Raw genomic sequence first — 21,177 nt, forward strand, 5'->3', positions numbered from 1 at the left:
AAGCCCCCGCGCGGCGACATCCTACCAGCTCACCACCAAACGGCGGTGAACCGGCCGACAACATGCAGGGATTACTGCTTGTTGTTGTCTTTCACTTCTTCGAACTCAGCGTCAACCACGTCATCGTGCTTGGCTTCCGGCTCGGCCTGCTGCGCGCCGCCCTGAGGCTGTTCGGCCGACTGCTCGGCGTACATCTTCTGGGCAACCGGTGCCGATACCTTGGACAGCTCTTCGACCTTGGCGTCGATGGCAGCCTTGTCGTCGCCTTTGACAGCGGCCTCCAGGGCAACAACGGCAGCCTCGATGGCGGTTTTCTCTTCGGCGGTAACCTTGTCACCAGCGTCAGCAACCATCTTGCGGGTCGAGTGAACCAGCGCATCACCCTGGTTACGGGCAGCGGCCAGCTCTTCGAACTTGCGGTCTTCCTCGGCATTGGCCTCGGCGTCACGCACCATGCGCTCGATCTCTTCGTCCGACAGGCCGGAGTTGGCCTTGATCACGATCGACTGCGACTTGCCGGTGGCCTTGTCCTTGGCGCTGACGTGCAGGATGCCGTTGGCGTCGATGTCGAAGGTTACCTCGATCTGCGGCACGCCACGCGGAGCCGGCGGAATGTCAGCCAGGTCGAACTTGCCCAGCGACTTGTTCTGGGCAGCCTGCTTGCGCTCACCCTGCAGCACGTGAATGGTCACGGCACCCTGGTTGTCATCGGCAGTCGAGAACACCTGCGACTTCTTGGTCGGGATGGTGGTGTTCTTCTCGATCAGCGAAGTCATCACGCCACCCATGGTTTCGATACCCAGGGTCAGCGGGCTGACGTCCAGCAGCAGTACGTCTTTCACGTCACCGGCCAGCACGGCGCCCTGGATGGCAGCACCCATGGCCACGGCTTCGTCCGGGTTGACGTCCTTGCGCGCTTCCTTGCCGAAGAAGTCGGCAACGGCTTTCTGCACCAGCGGCATGCGGGTCTGACCGCCGACCAGGATCACGTCGTCGATCTTGCTGGCATCGATGCCAGCGTCTTTCAGAGCGATGCGGCAAGGCTCGATGGTACGGGCAACCAGGTCTTCGACCAGAGATTCCAGCTTGGCGCGGGAAATCTTCACGTTCAGGTGCTTCGGACCGGTAGCGTCTGCAGTGATGTACGGCAGGTTCACGTCGGTCGACTGAGCGGAGGACAGTTCGATCTTGGCCTTTTCAGCGGCTTCTTTCAGACGCTGCAGCGCGAGCGGATCGTTCTTCAGGTCCATGCCGGACTCTTTCTTGAACTCGTCGACGAGGTAGTCGATCAGGCGCATGTCGAAGTCTTCGCCACCCAGGAAGGTGTCGCCGTTGGTAGCCAGTACTTCGAACTGGTGCTCACCATCGACTTCGGCGATTTCGATGACCGAAACGTCGAAGGTACCGCCGCCCAGGTCATAAACGATGACGGTGTGGTCGCCCTTGGCCTTGTCCATGCCGTAAGCCAGCGCAGCGGCAGTCGGCTCGTTGATGATGCGTTTTACGTCCAGGCCAGCGATGCGACCGGCATCCTTGGTGGCCTGACGCTGGCTGTCGTTGAAGTAGGCCGGAACGGTGATGACCGCTTCGGTAACTGGCTCGCCGAGGTAGTCTTCGGCGGTTTTCTTCATTTTCTTCAGGACTTCGGCGCTGATCTGCGGCGGAGCCATGTCCTTGCCGCTGGCTTGTACCCAGGCGTCGCCGTTGCTGGCCTTGACGATCTTGTAAGGCACCAGCTTGATGTCTTTCTGCACCACGTCTTCTTCGAAGCGACGACCAATCAGGCGCTTCACTGCGAACAGAGTGTTGTGCGGATTGGTGACCGCCTGACGCTTGGCCGACTGACCAACCAGGATTTCGCCATCATTGGCGTAGGCCACGATCGAAGGGGTGGTACGCGCACCTTCGGCGTTTTCGATGACCTTGACGTTACCGTTTTCCAGAACAGAGACGCACGAGTTGGTGGTCCCCAGGTCGATACCGATGATTTTACCCATGTTAACTCTCCCGAAACTTGAATTTGGTAGCAGCGACTACTTTGGCCAACTGCAGTAATACTTGAAGGCTTGACACCTAGATGGGGATGCCCGGAAGGATTTCAAGCCTTTTCATCAATCGAGGGCTGCGCCGCGCTCGGCGCCTTGCTGACCACCACCATGGCAGGGCGCAGCAGGCGGCCGTTGAGCAGATAGCCCTTCTGGAAGACGTTCAGCACGCTGTTCGGCTCGACTTCGGCGTTCTCCTGCATGGCCATGGCCTGATGATGCTCTGGATTGAACGGCTGGCCGTGAGGGTCGACTGCTTCGAGGTTGTAACGCTTGAGGGTGTCCTGGAACATCTTCAGGGTCAGCTCGACGCCTTCGCGGATCTGCTTGACGTGCTCATCGTCGGCACTGGAGTGCGCCAGGGCCAGTTCCAGGCTGTCGATCACAGGCAGCAGGTCGCCCGAGAACTTCTCGAGGGCAAACTTGTGGGCTTTCTCGACGTCCTGTTCGGCACGACGGCGAGCGTTCTGCACGTCGGCAACGGCGCGCAGCGCCTGGTCCTTGGCGGCGGCCAGCTGCTCCTCGAGTTCCAGGACGCGGGCGTCGGCAGCATTACCTGCACCGGTCTCTTCGACGTTAAGGTCTTTCTCGTTCAGCTGTTCGTCAGCCATGGGGTCTCTCCTGCGCAATTTTGTGGACTGCGAGCCAGGCTCGCCTTGGATGTCGGCTATATGGGGCCGGAAAAACCAGCTTCAAGGGGCAAGGTGGTTTTCCCCGCTGCAACAGAATCTGCCAAGGGGCATTGGCAGGCCTGAAAAAAGTACTGTATAAATAACCAGACCTGACTTTCGGGAGCCGCCCCATGCTGGTGCACCTGTCCATTCACAACTACGCCATCGTCGAGCACCTCGACCTCGAAATCGCTCGCGGCATGTCCGTCATTACCGGCGAGACCGGTGCCGGCAAGTCGATCATGCTCGACGCCCTCGGCCTGGCACTGGGCGACCGGGCCGACAGCGGCGTGGTGCGCCCCGGCACGGACAAGGCAGACATCCTCGCCACCTTCGATCTGGTGGACATCCCCGAGGCGCATGCCTGGCTGGCCGAGCGCGACCTGGACAACGACGGCCTGTGCATCCTGCGCCGGGTGATCACCGCCGAAGGCCGCAGCCGCGGCTACATCAATGGCACGCCCTGCCCGCTCGGCGACCTCAAGGCGCTGGGCGAGTTGCTGATCGATATCCACAGCCAGCACGAGCACCAGTCACTGCTCAAGACCGACACCCACCGCCGCCTGCTCGACGAGTACGCCGGCGCCGTCGACCTGGCCCGCCAGGTACAGCTGGCAGCCAAGCGCTGGAACCAGACCCGTCTGGAACTGGAGCGCCTGTCCAACTCCGGCGATGAGCAGCGCGCCCGCCATCAGCTGCTGAGCTATCAGCTGGAGGAACTGGACAACCTCGGCCTGGGCGAACACGAACTGGAGCAGTTGGAGCAGGAACACAAGAACCTGACCAGCGCCGAAGCCCTGTTCGGCATCTGCCGCCAGGTCATCGACCAGTGCAGCGAGAGCGATTCGGGCAATGTGCTCAGCGCCCTCACCTCCAGCCTCAACCGCCTGGGTGCCGCCACCAACTCGCCAAAGGCACTGGGCGAAGCAGCCAACCTGATCGCCAGTGCGCAGATCCAGGTCGAGGAAGCCGTGGGCGAGCTCAACCGCTTTCTCGACAACTTCGACGCCGACCCCATGCGCCTGCAGGCACTGGAAGAACGCCTCGACACTATCTATACGCTGGCGCGCAAACACCGTGTGCACCCCACCGAACTGCCCCACTTGCAACAGCAGCTGATGGAAGAGCTGGAGGGCCTGAACGCCAGTGACGAGTCGATCGAGCGGTTGGGTGAAGAGCTGGCCGCCTTCGCCCAACACTATAAAGAGAAGGCTCGCGAGCTCAGCGCACTGCGCCAACAGGCTGCCCAGCAGCTGGCAGTGGCCGTCGAGCAGGAGATCCAACGCCTGGGCATGCCTGGCGGGCGCTTCTGCATCGCACTTACCCCCAATGAGGGAGCAGACCTTTCGCCTCATGGCCTGGAGCAGATCGAGCTACTGGTCAGCGCCAACCCTGGCCAACCGCTCAAGGGCCTGGCCAAGGTGGCTTCAGGTGGCGAACTGTCCCGCATCAGCCTGGCGATACAGGTAATTACCGCGCAGACCTCACGCATTCCAACCCTGGTGTTCGACGAAGTCGACGTCGGTATCGGCGGGCCTACTGCCGAAATCGTCGGCCAACTGCTGCGCCGCCTGGGCGAACGCGGCCAGGTGCTGACCGTTACCCACCTGCCGCAGGTGGCAGCACAAGGGCATCACCACCTGTTCGTGCACAAGGTGCGCAACAGCGACACCACCCACACCGCCGTGGCCAACCTGGGCAAACGTGAGCGAGTGGAGGAAGTGGCGCGGATGCTGGGCGGCATAGACCTGACCAAGGAATCCCTGGCGCATGCGCGCAAGATGGTGGTAAGCGGCAAGGCCTGAGCCCTCATTTTTCAGGACAATTCGCGGGCACGCCCGCTCCCACAGGTACGCCACAGATTTCAGGTCCTGTGATCATCCTGTGGGAGCGGGCGTGCCCGCGAAGAGGCCAGCACCGACAACACATCTTCCAGCCCCAGAAAGCACAAAGGCGACCCGAAGGTCGCCTTTGTCATTCATAACGATAAAAAATCGTTACTTCTTTTTACGCACATACAGGACCAGATTGTGGTCCACCAGCTCGTAGCCATGCTCGGCCACGATTTCGCGCTGGCGTTTCTCGATCTCGGCATCCATGAACTCGATGACTTCACTGGTCTCCACGTTGACCATATGGTCGTGGTGACCGCCATCGGCCAGCTCGAACACCGCATGACCGCCGTCGAAGTTGTGGCGAACCACCAGACCCGCCGCTTCGAACTGGGTCAGTACGCGGTAGACGGTGGCCAGGCCCACGTCCTCGCCAGCCTCCATCAGCGCCTTGTAGACATCCTCGGCGCTCATGTGACGCTGCTCGGTGGAGTCGAGCATCTGAAGGATCTTGACTCGAGGCAGGGTCACCTTGAGACCGGCTTTGCGCAATTCGCTATTTTCAACCATGGTCAGCTTTCTCGCCGATGCTGCTTCGCAGCTTCTCTTAATACGGGTATGATCGGGGTTTACGTTGTCCAGCCAAGATAGTGGAAGTCGCCCACCGATGCAAAACACCAAGCTCTTGCTAACCAGCCTCACCCTAGTGGGACTGCTCGCACTCGCCGGTTGCTCGTTTCCCGGGGTTTACAAAATCGACATCCAGCAGGGCAATGTCGTTACGCAAGACATGATAGACCAATTGCGCCCCGGAATGACCCGCCGGCAAGTAAGGTTTATCATGGGTAACCCGCTGATCCAGGACACCTTCAACACCAACCGTTGGGATTACCTGTACAGCCTGCAGCCAGGCGGCGGCAAGCGCCAGCAAGAACGCATGAGCGTGTTCTTCAACGAAAGCGACCAGTTGGTCAGCCTTTCTGGCGACTTCATGCCAGGCGTCAGCCGCGACCAGGAAATCCTCGGCGGCAGCAGCGACACCACGGTCAGCCCGGCCAACCAGCCAGAGCAACCAACCGTGCAGCCTGAAGAAAAACCGGCCAAGCCAGGCTCGGTGGAAGAATCCATCCAGCGCGAGATCGACACCATCGAGACCACCCCGGTCCCGACTCCGGCTCCGTTGGAGACCTCGCCTCAATAAGCGGCGAGCAGATACAAAAAAAGCCCGGACCTGGTCCGGGCTTTTTGTTGCCACCTTTTCAGTCAGGCATTCAGCTGCTTGGCACGCTGGCAGAAAGCATCCACCAGCGTATTAGCCGCCTGGTTGAACAGCGGGCCCAGGGTCGCGCGCACCAGCGGCCCGGCATAATCGAACGACAGGTCCAGGCTGATCTTGCAGGCCTTGTCACCCAACGGCTTGAACACCCACAGGCCATGCAACTGGGTGAACGGCCCCTCTTCCAGGTTCATCTCGATGGACTGCCCCGGCACCAGTACGTTGCGCGTGACGAAGTGCTGGCTCATGCCGCCCTTGGCAACATCGAGCTTGGCGCGCATGTGCGTGTCGCTGGCTTCGATCACCGTCGAGGCCGAGCACCAAGGCAGGAACTGCGGATAGCTGGCCACATCGTTAACCAGATCGTAAAGCGCCTGGGCGGGGTATGGCAGCAGGGCGGAGCGTTGAATATGGGTAGTCATCCAGGCATCACTTCCAAGGCTGGGTGGCGGCGCTTCGCAGCGTGCCGAAAACAGGTTCTGTCGCAAAGACAGGGGCTGTATTGTCCGGTATTCATTGCAGTGGCTCAAGCACACCGAAATCCCATAGCCGACGACGCGGCGACTGCCTATAATGCCGCCCCTATGGCTAAACAAAAGAAACATCCGACCGGGACCATCGCGCAGAACAAGAAGGCGCGACACGATTACTTCATCGAACACAAGTTCGAGGCCGGACTGGTCCTGTCCGGCTGGGAAGTAAAAAGCCTGCGAGCCGGCAAGGCGCACCTGACTGACAGCTACGTGCTGCTGAAAGACGGTGAGGCCTGGCTGTTCGGCAGCCACATCACCCCGCTGACCACGGCCAGCACCCACGTCATCGCCGACCCCATCCGCACTCGCAAGCTGCTGCTGAACAAGCGCGAGCTCGAGCGCCTGGAAGCGGCTGTGGCGCAAAAGGGCTACACCTGCGTGGCCCTGGCGCTGTACTGGAGCAAGCACCTGATCAAGTGCGAAATCGCACTGGGCAAGGGCAAGAAGGAATTCGACAAGCGCGACACCATGCGCGAGCGCGATTCCAACCGCGAGCTGCAGCGGGCTGTGCGGAACAAGGGCAAGGAAGAGTAATACCTTTTCTTTAGCCTGTTCCGGCCTCTTCGCGGGCTCGCCCGCTCCCACAGGTATCGCGCCACCTTCAGGTACGGCGCATATCCTGTGGGAGCGGGCAAGCCCGCGAAGATTCCAACACCGATCTCAACGCCCGCTACGCCGCTCCGCCCGCGCCACTCGCTGCGCTTCTTCGTGCGCCTCTTCCAGCACCTCCTGCACATACAGAATGTGCCGGCTGGACACTTCCCGCGCATCCTCCGCCCTGCCCTCGACTATCGCCAGGTACAGTTCCCGGTGCTGGCTGATCAGCATGTCCCGGGTCTCGGTCCGTTGCTGGTACATGCCGCCGATGTTGGTCACCACGTTGCGCTTGAGCAGGTCGAACAAGCCCCGAATGGTGTGCAGCAGCACGGCATTATGGCTGGCCTCGGCAATCGCCAGGTGGAAGCGCGCATCGGCCGCGCCCTCCTCCGCCCGGGTCACTTCGTCGGCCCTGGCATAGCAGTCCTGCAGCGCATCGAACGCCGCCTTCAGCCGCGCCCGGTCCGGCTGGGTCGCGCGCTGGGCCGCGTAGTAGGCGCAGGAAGCCTCCAGGGTATGGCGGAATTCAAGCAGGTCACGCTGCGCCTCGGCACTGTGCTCGAGCAGCTGCAGCAACGGGTCGCTGAAAGTGGACCCCAGGGACTCGGCGACAAAATTGCCCCCACCCTGGCGGCTGACCAGCAGCCCCTTGGCCACCAGCTTCTGGATCGCCTCACGCAGTGACGGGCGGGACACGCCGAACTGCTCGGCAAGGACGCGCTCGGCCGGCAGCCGCTGCCCCGAGGTCAGCGTGCCTTCCAGAATCATCCCTTCCAACCGATCGACAATGTCGTCGGACAGGCGCCGTTGGCGGACCTGATCAAAAACCATCACATGCTCTCCACAAACCCCCGGCAGATTTCAGGGGGCGCCTATTCTCGCCGATCCAGATCGCGCAAACACCCACCAGGCGACGATTTTCCCTGCCCACCAGGCGCCCGCTCATCGGCACGCGACCAAAGTTTTGCACGGGACAAATTGACACACCCACGAAGACGCTTTTAACCTAGCGCCCAGCCATTGTAAATTGGTCTTACCAATTATCCAATGCCAGTGCCTGACCAACAACAATTAGGGGCCACCCCATATGCAAACCTGGCAACAAATCTATAGTCCGCTTGGTAGTCTTGGCCTGTCCGCACTGGCGGCGGTCATTCCCATCGTCTTCTTCTTCCTCGCCCTCGCCGTATTCCGCCTCAAAGGCCACGTGGCCGGCAGCATCACCCTCGCATTGTCGATCCTGGTGGCGATCTTCGCCTTCCAGATGCCTGTCGACATGGCATTCGCCGCTGCGGGTTATGGCTTCCTCTACGGCCTCTGGCCGATTGCCTGGATCATCGTTGCCGCGGTGTTCCTGTACAAACTCACGGTCAAGAGCGGCCAGTTCGAAGTGATCCGCAGCTCGGTGCTGTCGATTACCGACGACCAGCGCCTGCAAGTGCTGCTGATCGGCTTCTGCTTCGGTGCCTTCCTGGAAGGTGCGGCAGGCTTTGGCGCACCGGTGGCAATCACTGCCGCGCTGTTGGTGGGCCTGGGCTTCAACCCACTGTACGCCGCCGGCCTGTGCCTGATCGCCAACACCGCGCCAGTGGCCTTCGGCGCCCTGGGCATCCCGATCATCGTGGCCGGCCAGGTCACCGGCATCGACGCCTTCCACATCGGCGCCATGACCGGTCGCCAGCTGCCGCTACTGTCGCTGTTCGTGCCGTTCTGGCTGGTATTCATGATGGACGGCCTGCGTGGCGTGAAGGAAACCTGGCCTGCCGCCCTGGTCGCCGGCCTGAGCTTCGCCGTCACCCAGTACTTCACCTCGAACTTCATCGGCCCGGAGCTGCCGGACATCACCTCGGCCCTGGCCAGCCTGATCGCCCTGACCCTGTTCCTGAAAGTCTGGCAGCCCAAGCGTTCGTTCGCCGAAGCCAAAGGCAGCGTCGGCGCCGCCGTGGTTCAGCCAAGCGGCAGCCAGCCAAGCCCCTACAGCTTTGGCGAGATCTTCAAGGCCTGGTCGCCGTTCCTGATCCTCACCGTGCTGGTCACCATCTGGACCCTGAAACCGTTCAAGGCGGCCTTCGCCCCGGGCGGCGCGATGTACAACTTCGTGTTCAACTTCGCCATCCCGCACCTCGACCAACTGGTGATCAAGACCGCACCGATCGTCGCCGCGCCAACCGCCATGCCAGCGGTGTTCAAGCTCGACCCGATCTCTGCCACCGGCACCGCGATCTTCCTCTCGGCGCTGATCTCCATGGCCGTGCTGAAGATCAACTTCAAAACTGGTCTGACCACTTTCAAGGAAACCTTCTGGGAGCTGCGCTGGCCAATCCTGTCGATCGGCATGGTGCTGGCCTTCGCCTTCGTCACCAACTACTCCGGCATGTCCTCGACCATGGCCCTGGTACTGGCCGGCACCGGTGCCGCGTTCCCGTTCTTCTCGCCGTTCCTCGGCTGGCTGGGCGTGTTCCTGACCGGTTCCGACACCTCGTCCAACGCCCTGTTCAGCTCGCTGCAGGCCACCACTGCGCACCAGATCGGGGTCAACGACACTCTGCTGGTAGCGGCCAACACCAGCGGCGGCGTGACCGGCAAGATGATCTCGCCGCAGTCGATCGCCGTGGCCTGCGCCGCCACCGGCCTGGTTGGCAAGGAGTCCGACCTGTTCCGCTTCACCGTCAAGCACAGCCTGTTCTTCGCCACCATCGTCGGCCTGATTACCCTGATCCAGGCCTACTGGCTGACCGGCATGCTGGTTCATCACTAAAGTGAAAGGGGCCGGGCGCCATCGCGCGCCCGGCAATCCCCACACGCAACGCTGCGAGAATCCATGATCATTTCCGCCTCTACCGACTATCGCGCCGCGGCCCAACGCAAGCTGCCTCCCTTCCTGTTCCACTATGCCGACGGCGGCGCCTACGCCGAGCACACCCTGCGCCACAACGTCTCGGATCTGGCCAGCATTGCCCTGCGTCAGCGCGTGCTGAAGAACATGTCCGAGCTCAGCCTTCAGACCAGACTGTTCGACGAAACCCTGAGCATGCCGGTGGCCCTGGCCCCGGTCGGCCTCACCGGCATGTACGCCCGCCGTGGTGAAGTGCAGGCGGCGCGCGCAGCGGCTGCCCACGGTATTCCGTTCACCATGTCCACGGTGTCGGTGTGCCCGATCGAAGAAGTGGCCCCGGCCATCGACCGGCCGATGTGGTTCCAGCTGTACGTGCTCAAGGACCGCGGCTTCATGCGCAACGCCCTGGAGCGGGCCAAGGCCGCCGGGGTAAAGACCCTGGTGTTCACCGTCGACATGCCGACCCCCGGCGCCCGCTACCGCGACGCCCACTCTGGCATGAGCGGCAAGAACGGCCCGCTGCGCCGCGTGCTGCAAGCCATGACCCACCCCGAGTGGGCATGGGATGTCGGCGTGATGGGGCGCCCGCACGACCTGGGCAACATTTCCACCTACCGTGGCAACCCCACCGGCCTTGCCGACTACATCGGCTGGCTGGCCAACAACTTCGACCCGTCGATCTCCTGGAAAGACCTGGAGTGGATCCGCGAGTTCTGGGACGGCCCGATGATCATCAAGGGCATCCTCGATGCCGATGACGCCCGCGATGCGGTCAGGTTCGGTGCCGACGGCATCGTCGTGTCCAACCACGGCGGCCGCCAGCTCGACGGTGTGCTGTCCAGCGCCCGTGCCCTACCGGCAATTGCCGATGCGGTCAAAGGTGACCTGAAGATCCTCGCCGACTCCGGCATCCGTAGCGGCCTCGACGTGGTGCGCATGATCGCTCTGGGCGCCGATACCGTACTGATCGGCCGCGCCTTCCTCTACGCCCTTGCCGTGCACGGCCAGGCCGGGGTGAAGAACCTGCTGGAGCTGTTCGAGAAGGAAATGCGCGTAGCGATGGTGCTGACCGGCGCCAAGTCGATCAGCGAAATCACCCGCGACTCGCTGGTACGCGAACTGGGCGCCTGAACGCCCGCAAGAACGACCGCCTGATTGACCCGGGGCATGTGGCGCACAGACGCCGCGGCCCCGCGAGGAGACTGCATGAGCCTGCCCGCCGCGTTCCTGCGTGATGCCGAGCGCCTGATCCCCGCCGAACGCCGCTTCGACGACCCCACCTCCACCCTGGCCTTCGGCACCGACGCCAGCTTCTACCGGCTGATCCCCAAGCTGGTGGTGCGCGTCGAGTCCGAAGACGAAGTGGTCGGCCTGATCAAACTGGCCCAGCGCGAGCGGGTGCCGGTCACCTTCCGCGCCGCTGGCACCAGCCTGTCCGGCCAGGCCATCAGCGACTCGGTGCTGATCGTGCTGGGCGATAACTGGAACGGCCGTGAAATCCGCGGCCAAGGCGAGCAGATCCGCCTGCAGCCCGGCGTCATCGGCGCCCAGGCCAATGCCTGGCTGGCCCCCTTCGGGCGCAAGATCGGCCCCGACCCGGCCTCGATCAACGCCTGCAAGATCGGCGGCATCGTCGCCAACAACGCCAGCGGCATGTGCTGCGGCACCGCGCAGAATACCTACCACACCCTGGCCGGCCTGCGCCTGGTGCTGGCCGACGGCACGCGCCTGGACAGCGAAGACCCGGCCAGCGTCGCCGCGTTCGAGGCCAGCCACGCCGACCTGCTGGAAGCACTGGCCCGCCTGGGCCGCGAGACCCGCGCCAACACTGCACTCGCCGAGCGCATCCGGCACAAGTACCGGCTGAAGAACACCACCGGCCTGTCGCTGAACGCACTGGTGGACTACGACCAACCGCTGGATATCCTGCAGCACCTGCTGGTCGGTTCCGAAGGCACCCTGGGCTTCATCAGTGCCGTCACCTACGACACCGTGCCCGACCACCCGCACAAGGCCAGCGCCCTGGTGGTGTTCCCCAACGTGGAAAGCTGCTGCCGCGCGGTGACCGTACTCAAGCGCCAGCCGGTCTCGGCCGTGGAGCTGCTCGACCGCCGCAGCCTGCGTTCGGTGCAGAACATGCCCGGCATGCCGCTGTGGGTAAAAGGCCTGTCGGACAATGCCTGCGCCCTGCTGATCGAGTCCCGTGCCGCCAGCCAGAGCCTGCTGCATGAACAGCTGCAACAGGTGATGACCTCGATCGCCGACTTCCCGCTGGAACAGCAGGTGGACTTCAGCGAAGACCCGGCCGTGTACAACCAGCTGTGGAAAATCCGCAAGGACACCTTCCCTGCCGTCGGCGCCGTGCGCCAGACCGGCACCACTGTCATCATCGAAGACGTCACCTTCCCCATCGAGCAACTGGCCGAAGGCGTCAACCGCCTGATCCAGCTGTTCGACAAGCACCGCTACGACGAAGCGATCATTTTCGGCCATGCCCTGGAAGGCAACCTGCACTTCGTCTTTACCCAGGGCTTCAACAGTGCCGAGGAAGTCGCCCGATACCAGGCCTTCATGGACGATGTGGCGCAACTGGTGGCGGTGGAGTTCGGCGGCTCGCTCAAGGCCGAGCACGGCACCGGGCGTAACATGGCACCGTTCGTGGAGCTGGAATGGGGCCATGACGCCTACCAACTGATGTGGAAGCTGAAGCGCCTGCTCGACCCCAACGGCATCCTCAACCCCGACGTGGTGCTGAGCGAGGATCCGGACATTCACCTGAAGAACCTCAAGCCGCTGCCCGCTGCCGACGAGATCGTCGACAAGTGCATCGAGTGCGGCTTCTGCGAACCGGTGTGCCCGTCCAAAGGCCTGACCCTCAGCCCGCGCCAGCGCATCGTCATGTGGCGTGACATACAGGCCAAACAGCGCGCCGGCATCGACACCCGCGAACTGCGCCAGACCTACCAGTACCAGGGCATCGACACCTGCGCCGCCACCGGCCTGTGCGCCCAGCGCTGCCCGGTCGGCATCAACACCGGCGAACTGGTGAAGAAACTGCGCAGCCAGGCCGCCGAGCACGAAAAAACCGCCGACTGGCTGGCCGAACACTTCCACACTGCCTTGGGCGGCGCGCGCCTGACCCTGACCGCCGCCAACACCGCACGCAAGCTGCTCGGCGCCCCACGCCTGGGCCGCCTGAGCGCCTCGCTGAACAAAGCCAGCAAAGGCCGCCTGCCACAGTGGACCCCGGCGATGCCACAACCCCTGCGCCCACTGGACTTCGGCCCGGCCAGCAACGATGCCCGCCCTCGCGTGGTGTACCTGGCCGCCTGCGTCTCGCGGGTGATGGGCCCGGCCTATGCCGACCGCGAGCAGAGTTCGCTGCTCGACAAGACACGCGCCCTGCTGGAAAAGGCCGGTTACCAAGTGGTGTTCCCCGACAACGCCGACAGCCTGTGCTGCGGCCAGCCGTTCGCCTCCAAGGGCTACCCCGAGCAGGCCGAGCACAAACGCCAGGAACTGATTGCCGCCCTGCTGCACGCAAGCCGCGGCGGCCTCGACCCGATCTACTGTGACACCAGCCCCTGCACCCTGCGCCTGGTGCAGGACCTGAGCGACACCCGGCTGGACCTGTACGACCCGGTGCGCTTCATCCGCACCCACCTGCTCGAGCGCCTGGAATTCACCCCCCAGGACGAACCAGTGGCTGTGCATGTGACCTGCAGCACCCAGCACCTGGGCGAAAGCCAGGCACTGATCGATTTGGCGCGGCGTTGCAGCAAACAGGTGGTGATCCCGGAGGGCATACACTGCTGCGGCTTTGCCGGTGACAAAGGCTTCACCACCCCCGAGCTCAACGCCCACTCGCTGCGCAGCCTGAAGGATGCGGTGCAGTATTGCAGCGAAGGTATTTCCACCAGCCGCACCTGCGAGATCGGCCTGTCCAGCCATAGCGGCATCGACTACCACGGGCTGGTCTACCTGGTAGACCGCGTCACCCGGCCGCGTAGCATCTGACCGTTTAACGCAAAACCTGATAGCTGCCGCAATGCCCCGTGGGAGCGGGCAAGCCCGCGAACACCGGCGCAGCCGGTGTCATACACCGCACTGCCTGCTTCGCGGGCACGCCCGCTCCCACAGGTACCGCGCCGGCTTTGGGTCCACGCTTTACCTGTACACCGGCATTGGCCCGAACGTTCAATGCAAAATCTGATAGCTGCCGCATTCCCTGTGGGAGCGGGCAAGCCCGCGAACACCGGCGCAGCCGGTGCCATACACCGCTCAGCCTGCTTCGCGGGCATGCCCGCTCCCACAGGTACCGCGCCGGCTTTGGGTCCAAAGCTGTACCTGTACACCGGCATTGGCCTGTCCGTTTAACGCAAAACCTGATAGCTGCCGCAATCCCCGTGGGAGCGGCTTCAGCCGCGAACACCGGCAAAGCCGGTGCCATCCCGCCAGCATCCCGATTGAACCCCCGCCAATCCCCCACAGTCCACCGTTACAGGCCCACCTTCCAGAGGCCCAGAAGGAGACTCCCATGAAAGGTACCGCGCTTTCGGCCCTGTTCGCGGCCGCCACCCTGCTGGCTTCGCCGGTGTTCGCTGCCGAAGACCTGTGCACCGCCAACCTGCAAAAGATCGACGACAGCATGGCCACCGCCGGCGCCACCTCCGAAGGCCTGGACAAGGCCATCACCGAGCACGTCGACAAAGCCAAGGCGGCCCAAGCCTCGGGCGACACCAAGGAATGCATCGCCATTACCAGCAAAGTCCTGGAGCGCCTGGAAAAAACCGAGAAAGGCAGCGGCACCAGCGGCGGCGGTAGCGGCGCGTGAGCCCAAAAGCGGGCGACCGGACCGGCTGTCGACGTCGCCCGCGCAATGGCGTATACTCCGCCTCACGTACCGTAAGGTGCGTTAGCCAAGAGCTAGTGTGGGGCCGATTAGGATTCGACGCCGGTAGCGAAACTCTAGGTGCATGCCGAGTTGGTAACAGAACTCGTAAATCCACTGTTGCAACTTTTATAGTTGCCAATGACGATAACTACGGCGCGGAGCTCAAGCTGGTCGCTTAAGCGATCAATTTGACCCGTTGCTTCTGGTAGCTTCGGCTCCAGCAATCACTAGGGGATGCCTGTAAACCCGAACTGATTGTCATACAGAACAGGATCGTCGCGTAGCACGTTGTGGGCGAAGTGACTAAAACTTACACAACTCATCCAAAGCACCCTGCCCGTCGGGCGGCTGCGGATTAAATCAGTAGACACGGCTAAGCATGTAGTACCGACAGCGGAGTACTGGCGGACGGGGGTTCAAATCCCCCCGGCTCCACCAAATTCCAAAGACGAAGACGCCCTCGGGCGTCTTTTTTTGTGCCTGCTTTTTGGGGTGCGCGAGCCCCAAAATCAGATTTCATCCCTTCCGTGTAGGGCGTTTCCCAAAGATACTCCCAACGCCTGTTTTCCGTTGCGGTCGTTTTTTCAGCGTTCTAGGCTCGGTGGGTCGTTGCTCATCAACGGCATGACTTTGACAGGTCGCGACGGTAAACAACAAAACGGCTCGTCGTTATGGCAGCTGTACGTGCGGGCACGCTTGCGTGCGCCGGAACTTGTTGTTTCCGCCGGTCTGTCAACCCGCGTACAGCTGCCACCCTCTGTTTGACAGCAGATGGTGACGGCCCTGAAATGGAAGCAATCATGTTGAAGATAGTCCCCGATCCACCCCACCATCTCCATTCCCTGGAAGACACCATCATGCTGGCCTCGGACTACGCGCTCTGTGCAGAAGCCGTAGCGCAGCAGGCAATGCTGATGCAGCCGCGATCGCCAGCGTCATTGTTGATCATGGCGTCGATGCACGAGCTTGAAGCCCTGCGCAAATTACTCGAATCAGCGCTGGCGCAAATACACAAGCCAGCGGGCCCGCAAGCCGTGCACTGAATCACTACCAGGGAGATCGATCAATGGCCAACGAAGACACCCAATGCACAGTCGGTAAAACCATCTTCTACCAAGGTGAAAACCAGACCCATCCACTGTTCCGCATCGAACCCGGCATACCCTGCCAGAACGCCCGTGAACAAGCCTCGGAACTGATGGGCTACGCGCGGGACCTGACCATCGACGGCCTGATGGAAGACAAACCGAAGCTGATCTGGGCCGCGCACTACCTCTGCGCCTTGGGCAAAGCACTGCTGGATGATGCCGAACTCGGCATGATGCGCTGAACAGCACACTGCCCTTCCCCGTGCTCGGCCAGACCCAAAAACGGAATTCTCCCAACAGATACGGGGGTCAAAGGACGAATGGTCGAAATGTGTCAGGCACGGGGAGTTGCTGGGAGTTTTTTGCCACTACTGGCGTTTCAGCCAAGCGCGTTCGTCGTGGTGAAATGAACTTCACTTTCTCGGCGTGTCAGATTAGGTCCTTGTCAAGCGAACTTCAGTAGAGGTACAGCCTTATGAGCATGGCCACAATTGTAAGTGCCGTGATTTCCAGTCTCGCACCAAGTGTCTTTGACCATAACAGCCTGCAAGAACCCGGCGCGCATATTTCTGCCGTCGAATACCACTACGGGATGAACATCGATGTGAAACGCGTATTGCAACGCACCGATACAACCGACAAGACCGGTGTGGTACCGGTAACCGTAGTTTATGAAGACAGCAAGGGCGAGATTCACAAGATCCGCTTCCTCGAATGGGGTAGAAGCCCCGCAGCTCCTACTGGCGTGGCCTGATCCGCCCAACGTTAAAGCCCCCCAGAAACGGAAGTCAAACCTCATACGCATTCAGTGCGAATGATGTTTCCATCACTCGAAAACGGACATGAGCGAATGACTAAAAGTTCATTCGCGAGAAACACCATTACCTTGACAGCCTAACCCTGCAAGTTAATAACCAGAAAAAGCTGAAATTCAATTACAGCCAACAACAGCACACTCTAGCCAAACAGTGCTGAGTGTCATGCTGAGCAGTTCACAAAGTTTTACTTGAGGATATCCAGATGAAAACCATGAAAGTTCTCTTCGTTGCCGCCGCCCTGTCCGCTTCTACTCTGGCGATGGCCTCCGGCGGTGGTGATCGGACCTTCGCACGCATGGAGTCAGCCCGCAAAGCCTCGATGCAGGCCTTCCAGCTCGCCGAGAAACAGAAAGCAGAAGCCGCTATAGCTGAAAGCAAAGCCAAGCCAGCCAATGACGCCAAGGGCTGATCGGTGTAGCGCGTCCTCCAGCCTGGCCATATGGCAGGCGTTTCCGATCCATACCGTCACCACAAACGCATGAACATATGCCGCTAGGGTCGGTACGCAGTGATCGGGGACAGGGGGACGCTCTGTGTGGCTTTGGCCATCTGGGTGATTTCCACCTGCAGTTGGTCTTTGCCGAGCAGGTAGTCGGCCAGTTTCTGCGAGAAAGGCCAGTAGTTCAGGGTGGCAGTCAGGGTCAACGGCCCGACAGCGTCGGTCGGTACCAGGAAGGAGAACTCGCCGATTTCGTAACCCTTGGGCAGTATGCGGTTGTCCGAGAGTATTTGCGTGGCATTCCACACCTCCACATCCAACGGATTACCGTCCTTGTCGCCTATGTGCACTTTGAAGTTTCGCGTGTTGTCCTCGGTCTTGCCGTCCTTGATCGAGCCCAGCCGATAGAGCTCTCGACCACTGGCATCCAGCACCTGGAAATCGATCCACATCTCCCGGCCTTCCGGAAAGCCGGTCGGCAATTTGTGCCCGGCGCCGACGTTGGCAACCTTGACGGCTACCGAGGTGTATTGCCCGGGCGTGATGACTGCCGGCAGTTGCTGGAAGGTTATTTCCGCTGCGCGCGCAAGCATGTCGCGCGCGCGTTGCGCGCCCTCTTCCTGCCCAAGATGCTTGAGCATCATGGCGTTGGCCCCGCTGAACCAATGCGAGGCAACATCTTCGCGGTCCGGCCCCATGATCGCGGCCTTACCCGCAAAACCTGGCATATGGCAACTTTGGCAGGTGACACCGTTGAGGCTGTACGCGCTCTCCTGCCATTCGTCATACGTGCGTTCGACCGCCACGCTGCTGAAAGGATGCGTGACGTTGTGGCAGGTGCCGCAAAAGTCCGAACGCGTGTGCAGGTCGGAATATACGGTGTCGTGATAAGGCGACACGGCATCTTTGCGCGGGCCGAACTTGGTCGGTTTACCATGTGCCCGAGGGCTCAGAACATAGGCGCCGTTATCAAGCCCAGTACGGGCACTGATGTTGTGACAGGACTCGCAATCGACCCCTGGCATCGGATGATTCTTGGCGCTGTCTTCAATCGAGGAGCGATTGACTTGCGAATTGATCTGCCCGGTCGTGAGACCGATCGGGGTATGGCAGCCGGTGCAGAAGTTGTCGACCTTGCCTTCCGTGGCTGCACTCGCACGCTTGAGCAACGCCCGATAGATAGGTTCATCCCAGGCCTGGGACATCATTGATGAGCGCCACTGCTTGTAGATTTCCGTATGGCAAGCGCCGCATACCTGGGCGTTGTCGAAGTCCTGCACATTGAGAACCAGGTTGCCGGTGGTATTGGCCCGATGTGGAAAGAACGGCATCGCGCCAGTCACATGCATGAGCCTGGAGCGCGCCGGCTCCAGCCACTTTTCGTTACCTGGATTGTCATTGCCTTGAAGTTCGTCGGCTACCACCACCAGCGTTGCCATCAGCAGGCAGGCCAGAAAACACAACTTCGGTAACGCCCGCCGCACAAACGTATGCCTGGAGTGGCTCATAAGCATCTCCCCTGGGCGGTTGTAGAGGCGCGCAGCAATGCTTCTATTGAGTAGCCAGGGGTATTTGTGCCGCCAACCGATGGTTACCTGCAATCACTCAATAGGTACTGTCAGCTTCGCTGCTTCCCGACTCTGCACCTTTGATGAACAGGATATGCTCACTCAGCAATTGGCTTGCCAGCCCCGCAAAAACATGTCGGGGCAACAGGAAGACCAGCAGGTATTGTTCAGCGCTTGAAGCGCTCAGTTAATGGGGCCCACAAACTGCTGGGGTATCACGCCCATTAGTGGGGCAACTCACCCCGAAGTCGGGGGGGTACGAATACGCTGCCTGGTTCCTGCGCCCGGGAAGTTTCATGCTATTTACGCTTGAGTTGTGTCACAGCCACTATGAAGCCGTAGTTTCCATGGTGCCTGCCGTGCTGGCGACCACAAGCGCCACGATACAAGCCAGCAAAGCGAATGCCGTGAACACCGCCATCACATGCATGCATGGCATGACATGGTTCCAGGCTCGGGCTACCCCCAGAAAAGCGGCGAACAGCCAACCACTCATGGAGAACGCCCCCAAGAGTGCAAGGCGACCGCGGTCGGAACCCGGTAACAAGACGAAAGGGGCTTTTTGCAACAACGGGAAGCCGATGCGATGCAACAGGCCGCCGTTCAATGTCAGCAACGCGACAACCGCAACCTTGGCCCAGAGCTTCTGGTTGAGCAAATACGCTGCGCCCTCGAGAAGATATCCCTGAAGTATCAACAGCAGACCACTGCCCCAAAGAGCCAGTAACGCAAGGGTGGCAATTTTCCTGGTTTCTTCCAGGTACTCATGCTTTGCCTGATCCAGCGCTTCCTTGCGCCAACTCCAAAGCTTGTGATCGGCAAGCAAGACCCTACCGAGGGCAATACAGGTGGCGAGCAGATGAACATACACGAGGAGCATTTTCAGCATTATTTTTATGACCTTCTTTTTATATGGACAATGCTCTCCTTGCGTCCTGAAATTTAATCTTAATGATACCGATTAACAGCTGCAACATAAAGTTTCAAAACCACCGGACCAGCATCTTGACGGATTGGTCTACTTTTTATAGGCATCTCGGCTACCCAGTTCAGTGGCGACCAAGCGATCAACAGGCTCATCGACGAATTTCGAGTGGATATCAATATCATCCACTCGACTCGAGAACCGGGAGCGGGCTGTAAAACGAAACATCCCGGCTCCTCGGCCCCGCGCAAACTCATGGCCTTCACTGCGCTCAACTACCCGGATAAGCCAGTTCGATCTGCTGATCGAACTCCCCGCCAACCCCACAATACTCCCGCGGAATGCGCTCGATATCTTCGGCTACCTGCGCAATCACCTGGTGCAGTTCCAAGCGCTCGAGCCAGCGGCCAGGAATAGCGGCAGCACCATGTTGCGCACCCAGCAAGTGCCCGGCGACCAACCCGGTACTGCTGCTGTCGCCGCTGTGATTCACCGCCATGGCTACCCCTTCCTCGAGTGACCGAGCTGTCAGCGCACACCACAACCCAACCGCCAGCACCTGGTCAGCGCCCCATGCAGCGCCAAAATCGTCAATGCGTTGCGGGGTGGGTGTATAGCCCTCGTAATAGAAGAACAGCACGCGCTCGATCAGGCTGCGCGTTTCCTCCATGCCAGGCACCTGCCCGTACCTGGCCAGGCTCTGAGTCACAGCGTGCTCCACGCTATCTTGTCGATCGACAATGCGCTGGAGAATGTCGGCGAACAGCCCTGCCGCCAGGTAACCGGTTGGATGTCCGTGCGTCAGTCGCCCGGACTGCGCTGCGTAGTCAAATGCATGGGCAAAGAATGCACAGGGTGCAACCCGTACCAGGGCACCGCAGCCCTTGCTGTTGTTTTCGGCAACCGCACCCAGCCGCCCGCTGCTCTTGAGCGCATTCAGGCAAGTTGCGTCGGGGGCGCGGCGCGACCAGAGCTCCACGTGCTTGATCAGCCAGCCATCCGTGGTCACCGGTATCGTCGAGGGGTAATCCTGTGTCATCAGCCAGCGCAGCAACGCGTGATGAATAATGCTGGGAACATGACAGCGCTGCCGTGAACTCCCAAGCACATAAGCCCGCAGCAAGCCTTCAGCGGTGAACAGCATCATCTGCGTATCGTCGCTGATCGCACCGGTGATGCCGTAGGCCGGGGCAAGATCAATGATGCCCTGCGCGCCGAACCTGGCCTTGATCACAGGCCACTCGAGAAACTCCACGGGGGCGCCAAGCGCGTCTCCCACTGCGCCACCTAGCAGGCAGCCTTTGATCCGTTCAAGTCTGTTCATGTCTTCCCTTGTCACTCTTCTGCAGAGACCAGGTTCTGCAAAAGCACCAGCTTGCTTTGCAGCTGTGCGATGTGCGCTTTGTCGGCACGCTGTGCCGCACGTAGCTCCCGGTTTTCCATCTCCCATATCCGCGCCCAACGCGCGTCCTGGCGACAGGCGAAAACCAGGTGCCAGATTTCTCGCAACCGCAGGTACTGCATCAGGAGCACCACCAGGATCACCCCGATCAACACCAACGCTCCTGTTGAAACCGCTTCAGACATGGTCATGTCCACTTCCTTTCGTGACTTCAATTTATTTCGAAGACAGGAACACGATATGTAGTGTTTAG

General features: G+C 61.1%; 20 protein-coding genes and 1 other RNA gene. 12 read left to right on the top strand and 9 right to left on the bottom strand.

The window, feature by feature from the left end; translation table 11 throughout:
- Positions 1-71 precede the first annotated feature (71 nt).
- Together dnaK and grpE are read right to left on the bottom strand one after the other, a co-directional pair.
- Positions 72-1,997, bottom strand: a complete 1,926-nt coding sequence (gene dnaK / locus C163_RS22620) for a molecular chaperone DnaK (protein WP_025340708.1) — start codon at positions 1,995-1,997, stop codon at positions 72-74.
- A gap of 101 nt (positions 1,998-2,098) precedes the next feature.
- Entirely contained in the window at positions 2,099-2,656 is a 558-nt protein-coding gene (grpE, locus tag C163_RS22625; protein ID WP_025340709.1) for a nucleotide exchange factor GrpE, read from the bottom strand.
- Positions 2,657-2,847: 191 nt separating this feature from the next.
- On the opposite strand from grpE, the gene recN reads away from it, so the two are divergent.
- Positions 2,848-4,521, top strand: coding sequence for a DNA repair protein RecN (gene recN / locus C163_RS22630; protein WP_025340710.1), 1,674 nt, complete (start codon positions 2,848-2,850; stop codon positions 4,519-4,521).
- A gap of 192 nt (positions 4,522-4,713) precedes the next feature.
- Here the strand turns inward: recN and fur are convergent, their stop codons facing one another.
- Entirely contained in the window at positions 4,714-5,118 is a 405-nt protein-coding gene (gene fur, locus C163_RS22635; protein WP_015271870.1) for a ferric iron uptake transcriptional regulator, read from the bottom strand.
- Positions 5,119-5,215: 97 nt separating this feature from the next.
- On the opposite strand from fur, the gene C163_RS22640 reads away from it, so the two are divergent.
- Positions 5,216-5,749 (top strand): outer membrane protein assembly factor BamE, encoded by a 534-nt coding sequence (locus C163_RS22640; protein ID WP_025340711.1) that lies wholly within the window; start codon positions 5,216-5,218, stop codon positions 5,747-5,749.
- Between the two features lie 62 nt (positions 5,750-5,811).
- Here the strand turns inward: C163_RS22640 and C163_RS22645 are convergent, their stop codons facing one another.
- A complete protein-coding gene (locus tag C163_RS22645; protein WP_025340712.1) occupies positions 5,812-6,246 on the bottom strand; it encodes a type II toxin-antitoxin system RatA family toxin in 435 nt (144 codons plus the stop codon).
- A 162-nt stretch (positions 6,247-6,408) separates the two neighbouring features.
- On the opposite strand from C163_RS22645, the gene smpB reads away from it, so the two are divergent.
- Complete coding sequence (gene smpB, locus C163_RS22650; RefSeq protein ID WP_013974300.1) at positions 6,409-6,891, top strand: SsrA-binding protein SmpB; 483 nt, start codon at positions 6,409-6,411, stop codon at positions 6,889-6,891.
- A gap of 126 nt (positions 6,892-7,017) precedes the next feature.
- Here smpB and C163_RS22655 read toward each other — a convergent pair whose 3' ends face one another.
- The gene (locus C163_RS22655) at positions 7,018-7,785 is read right to left on the bottom strand and encodes an FCD domain-containing protein (protein ID WP_013974301.1); all 768 of its coding nucleotides are present in this window, start codon (positions 7,783-7,785) and stop codon (positions 7,018-7,020) included.
- Positions 7,786-8,041: 256 nt separating this feature from the next.
- On the opposite strand from C163_RS22655, the gene C163_RS22660 reads away from it, so the two are divergent.
- From C163_RS22660 to C163_RS22695, 9 genes are all read left to right on the top strand, one after another.
- Complete coding sequence (locus C163_RS22660; protein ID WP_015271872.1) at positions 8,042-9,712, top strand: lactate permease LctP family transporter; 1,671 nt, start codon at positions 8,042-8,044, stop codon at positions 9,710-9,712.
- A 63-nt stretch (positions 9,713-9,775) separates the two neighbouring features.
- On the top strand, positions 9,776-10,921 hold the full coding sequence (gene lldD / locus C163_RS22665; protein WP_025340713.1) for an FMN-dependent L-lactate dehydrogenase LldD: 1,146 nt from the start codon (positions 9,776-9,778) through the stop codon (positions 10,919-10,921).
- A gap of 75 nt (positions 10,922-10,996) precedes the next feature.
- Complete coding sequence (locus C163_RS22670) at positions 10,997-13,807, top strand: FAD-binding and (Fe-S)-binding domain-containing protein (RefSeq protein ID WP_025340714.1); 2,811 nt, start codon at positions 10,997-10,999, stop codon at positions 13,805-13,807.
- Positions 13,808-14,327: 520 nt separating this feature from the next.
- Entirely contained in the window at positions 14,328-14,624 is a 297-nt protein-coding gene (locus C163_RS22675) for a hypothetical protein (protein WP_013974305.1), read from the top strand.
- Positions 14,625-14,723: 99 nt separating this feature from the next.
- Positions 14,724-15,122: a transfer-messenger RNA gene (gene ssrA / locus C163_RS26850) on the top strand.
- A gap of 362 nt (positions 15,123-15,484) precedes the next feature.
- On the top strand, positions 15,485-15,727 hold the full coding sequence (locus C163_RS22680) for a hypothetical protein (RefSeq protein WP_025340715.1): 243 nt from the start codon (positions 15,485-15,487) through the stop codon (positions 15,725-15,727).
- A 23-nt stretch (positions 15,728-15,750) separates the two neighbouring features.
- Positions 15,751-16,014 (top strand): DUF3077 domain-containing protein, encoded by a 264-nt coding sequence (locus tag C163_RS22685; RefSeq protein WP_025340716.1) that lies wholly within the window; start codon positions 15,751-15,753, stop codon positions 16,012-16,014.
- Between the two features lie 233 nt (positions 16,015-16,247).
- Positions 16,248-16,526 (top strand): DUF2790 domain-containing protein, encoded by a 279-nt coding sequence (locus tag C163_RS22690; RefSeq protein WP_025340717.1) that lies wholly within the window; start codon positions 16,248-16,250, stop codon positions 16,524-16,526.
- 266 nt (positions 16,527-16,792) lie between these two features.
- Positions 16,793-16,999: a co-regulatory protein PtrA N-terminal domain-containing protein gene (locus tag C163_RS22695; protein ID WP_025340718.1), complete on the top strand. Its 207-nt coding sequence runs from the start codon at positions 16,793-16,795 to the stop codon at positions 16,997-16,999.
- Positions 17,000-17,082: 83 nt separating this feature from the next.
- On the opposite strand, the gene C163_RS22700 is transcribed toward C163_RS22695, so the two are convergent.
- From C163_RS22700 to C163_RS22720, 4 genes are all read right to left on the bottom strand, one after another.
- On the bottom strand, positions 17,083-18,537 hold the full coding sequence (locus C163_RS22700) for a multiheme c-type cytochrome (protein WP_025340719.1): 1,455 nt from the start codon (positions 18,535-18,537) through the stop codon (positions 17,083-17,085).
- 388 nt (positions 18,538-18,925) lie between these two features.
- Positions 18,926-19,486, bottom strand: a complete 561-nt coding sequence (locus C163_RS22710; protein WP_025340720.1) for a hypothetical protein — start codon at positions 19,484-19,486, stop codon at positions 18,926-18,928.
- Positions 19,487-19,793: 307 nt separating this feature from the next.
- Positions 19,794-20,846, bottom strand: coding sequence for an ADP-ribosylglycohydrolase family protein (locus C163_RS22715; RefSeq protein WP_025340721.1), 1,053 nt, complete (start codon positions 20,844-20,846; stop codon positions 19,794-19,796).
- 11 nt (positions 20,847-20,857) lie between these two features.
- Positions 20,858-21,115, bottom strand: a complete 258-nt coding sequence (locus C163_RS22720; protein ID WP_025340722.1) for a hypothetical protein — start codon at positions 21,113-21,115, stop codon at positions 20,858-20,860.
- Positions 21,116-21,177 lie beyond the last annotated feature (62 nt).

This window comes from Pseudomonas sp. FGI182, assembly GCF_000511325.1.
GTDB classification, from domain to species: domain Bacteria; phylum Pseudomonadota; class Gammaproteobacteria; order Pseudomonadales; family Pseudomonadaceae; genus Aquipseudomonas; species Aquipseudomonas putida_Z.